At 42.9% G+C, this 3,560-nt stretch carries 3 protein-coding genes; 2 read left to right on the top strand and 1 reads right to left on the bottom strand.

Going from position 1 to position 3,560, the window contains the following annotated elements; genetic code table 11:
• Positions 1–81 precede the first annotated feature (81 nt).
• Complete coding sequence (locus ACFO8Q_RS08320) at positions 82–1,434, top strand: AAA family ATPase (protein ID WP_380025311.1); 1,353 nt, start codon at positions 82–84, stop codon at positions 1,432–1,434.
• Between the two features lie 46 nt (positions 1,435–1,480).
• Here ACFO8Q_RS08320 and ACFO8Q_RS08315 read toward each other — a convergent pair whose 3' ends face one another.
• Positions 1,481–1,714 carry a hypothetical protein gene (locus ACFO8Q_RS08315; RefSeq protein ID WP_380025310.1) on the bottom strand — a complete coding sequence of 78 codons (234 nt, stop codon included), beginning with the start codon at positions 1,712–1,714 and terminating at the stop codon, positions 1,481–1,483.
• Between the two features lie 412 nt (positions 1,715–2,126).
• Here ACFO8Q_RS08315 and ACFO8Q_RS08310 point away from each other — a divergent pair, with 412 nt between their 5' ends.
• On the top strand, positions 2,127–3,503 hold the full coding sequence (locus ACFO8Q_RS08310) for an AAA domain-containing protein (RefSeq protein WP_380025309.1): 1,377 nt from the start codon (positions 2,127–2,129) through the stop codon (positions 3,501–3,503).
• Positions 3,504–3,560: the final 57 nt, after the last annotated feature.

The raw sequence follows: 3,560 nt of genomic DNA, 5'->3' as shown, positions 1-3,560 counted from the left end.
ATCAATCCTCCTACGTATAGTATCGCTCTTATTTCGGAGGTTGTCCAACTTGATTACGGGGCTTAAGAGGTGCGTGCGAAAATGAAAATTTTCGAAGACTCTGACCACAAAGAAGTTTTGACGAAATACCAGTCGTCGCAACAAATCGATAACGAGTTAAAGGCCTTGTCGAAAGCGGTATCGGGCTACGTTTCCTCAATAAATGATATTTTCCAAAAATGTCCGACTTTCGTTATTAAGGAGCTTTTATCCAGTAATCTTGACACGGAATCTATCGCGTTATTGGATCAAAAAATTAAAGAGTGGCGTCAAATAAACGATAACCTGAACTTCGTAGTGAATGAGCTAAATAATTTTAGAAGAACACTGGATCTTACTCTGGAGCAACTTCCATGGCAAAAAGTGCGTCTCGATAATGAAAAAATGTACAACGAATTGGTTCAAAAACTTCGGGAGGCCGGCACACAAGACCCGTCAGCGTACGGTGGCCTTGTACAAAGGCACCGTGAACTAGAAGCAAAACTTGGAGAGGTCAAGGAATATGAAGAAAAACACAAACTTCAAACTGAGCGTTCCAAGCAAATCAGAGCGGAAATTCTCGATTACGAGAAAAAATTGAGGGAGATGCGAGAACAAGTCATCAAAGATTGGAATAGCAAAAACGAGAATATTCGCGTCGCTTTAAACGTAATGGGTGACACTTCACAGGGTGAGCAAACATTTAGAAATTTAATTAGGAAAACCAGTGGAGAATACGCGCGGGACATATTAGATAGAGATGAGTTGGATCAAATAAAAGGGGGTTTTTTGTACGATCTGATAACAACTGAGATGCCGTCCCGTTGGTTGTTCTTAGAAGACTTTAAGCAACGGTTGACAACTGCCACTGAAACCGATCAGCAGGGAATTGGTAAACCATTGGTTCGACAACTAGACACTCTTCGAAGTGCCACTCCTGAAGATATCGACAGATTACTTTCTTGGTTTCCCGAGGATCAAGTAGTCCTGAAACTTTTGAACAACGGGCGGGAAGAAGACATCGAAGTTGGTTCTGCGGGTCAACGTACAGCTGCTATGTTGTCGTTGCTGCTTTCTATCGATGACACTCCATTAATCATTGACCAACCCGAAGATGATTTGGACACCCGCAGGATTTCTACGTTAGTAGTGGATGGATTGCGGCAGTTGAAATCGAAGCAGCAGGTGATCGTTGTAACCCATAACCCGAACATTCCAGTAAACGGGGGAGCGGAACAAATCGTTCACCTTAACTTCGCTGGTGGGGGAATCAGAGTTCAAGCTAGCGGGGCTCTTCAAAACAGTAGTGTGCGTCTTGCAGTATGCGACGTGATGGAGGGTGGCCAAGAAGCCTTAAGCAACCGTTATTACCGGATATTCAAGGCATTGGAACCTCCGCGAACAGTTAACCTCTAATAACAAAACAGCCACAGACAAATGCCGGTTTTCCCGGCATTTGTCCTTATGTCCGACGAACATTAAAAACTTTACGACGGTCAAGAAAATGAAAAACTTTTATCGGAGTTGAATAGGCGTGTGTCAAAAGCTCCCTGGATTCTTCGTAAGCGGCATAGCGTCCCTTTTTCTTCGAATAATACTCTCTGGCTCCATCCAAAGAATCCCACAATGAAAAAAGCTGTACCTTCCCTTTTTCTTCTAGCTTCAGAATTTCTTCTTTGGACATGAAAACAAACATAATTTCACCACCTTGAATTAATTTGGCAGAAGCGAGTTGTTTTATTGTATGAAGTAAGATGTCTTCATATTTACTACAAATCGTACTTGGAAGAATTGGGTCAGAGACCACGGTGGTCTTCAGTATTTCTACGGTTTAACTTAACCTTGGCCTGTGAACGTGTAAAAACAATTCTAACTAAACGATTGGAAAGGAAACTTTTGTTCCGTGACAGACTTTGTCGTACCCAGTTGTATTATCGAAATAGCGGTGTTACGCCAAGCCACTAATCAAATTTCAAAAGTTTATCGATTTACCTTAGATCAAATACAGTTATCTCCACAGGATTTTTGACTAATCATGTAGAATTTTGGAAAATAAGATGAGTATAGATAAATTACGATATACGTTCTGCTTCAAGGGGGAAAGCGAATTGATACAACCTGGCCAATACCAGAAAGAAGAATCCAGAAGAAAGTTGACCCAGGTATTCCGCTATCTTCAGGCACTGGACCAATTGCGAAATCCGGTGCAGCGTCAAATACATAGCCAACTATGGACCATGTGGTACCGGGATATGCCTGAGCACCCTACTATCGTGCACGGGGACATTTCGAACAATCCCGAGGAAATACAAGCTGATGATCCAATTTCAATTGAAACTTCTAAAGCGGATGATTTCCTTCTAAAGGTTCGCAGGCCAGAATTAAAAAGCTGTCCGAAGCCGCCTGGAGAGCTGGATAACTGGTTGGAACCGGGTTGGCAGAAAATAAACGGAACCCTGAAAGTGGTTGCCAGCAGGACAGAGGAAGATGAAGAGGGCCAAGAGGTTGTTGTTCAGTTTACGGACGATAGGAACCGTGTAAGACTCTTTCAGGAATGGACACAAGCACGTAACAAGTGGGTGAAGGAAGAAACATCTGCATATAAGGCTATGGATATTTTTGAGAAACTCTATGCGCTTCACAGCTGGATAGAAAGGGAATCCGAACAGGTGGAGTTAATTCTTGGCGAAGGTTTGCTGGACTGGACGCACTCTGTAAATAGTATCCATCATCCTATTTTGTTACAACGAGTACAATTAAGCTTCGATCCGGATATTCCCGAATTTACGATAACCAATTCCGAAAAATCGCCCGAACTATATACTGCCCTCTTTCGCTCCGTAAGCGAGGTTTCTGGGAACTCGATCTCCAATATTCTAAAGGAACTAGAAAAAGAATCGTACCATCCTTTGGGGGGAGAAGAGACTTCAAGATTTTTGCAGCGTTTGGTAACCCAGCTTTCTCCTCACGGAAAATTTATTGAGGGGGAATTCAAGCGGGAAGAATCAAATTTTCCAAGAATAAAACGGGAACCAGTCTTTTTCTTGCGAAAGCGGAATTTAGGATTCTCAACCGCTCTCGAGTCCATTATCGAGGACATCCCAACTAGAAAAGCTATCTCCACTTCTCTCTCTAATATTGTTGGTATCAACACAGATGATTCAACATCTTCTACGGCTGGTGAACCGAAGGTTAGTACCGATGTCAACGGAGAGAATGAGCATGTTCTTCTCACCAAACAAGCCAATGCCGAACAGTTGGAAATTGCTCAACGTCTCGAAAGATACGGGTCGGTTTTGGTGCAGGGACCTCCAGGAACCGGAAAGACACATACTATTGCAAACCTTTTAGGACACTTGCTTGCACAGGGAAAGAGTGTTTTGGTTACCTCTCTTACAGCCAAAGCCTTAAAAGTCCTAAGAGATAAGGTGATTGAGCCTTTACAGCCGCTTTGTGTAAGTGTACTGGACAGTTGTATACGGTAACCTAAAAATACGCCACACCGCTCATTGAAACTTCCCCCACCTTGACCGATAATCCTC

Source organism: Effusibacillus consociatus, assembly GCF_042652925.1.
Classification (GTDB): Bacteria; Bacillota; Bacilli; order Tumebacillales; family Effusibacillaceae; genus Effusibacillus; species Effusibacillus consociatus.
Note: the sequence above shows the minus strand (reverse complement) of the source record. Positions and strands in the feature narration are given on the sequence as shown.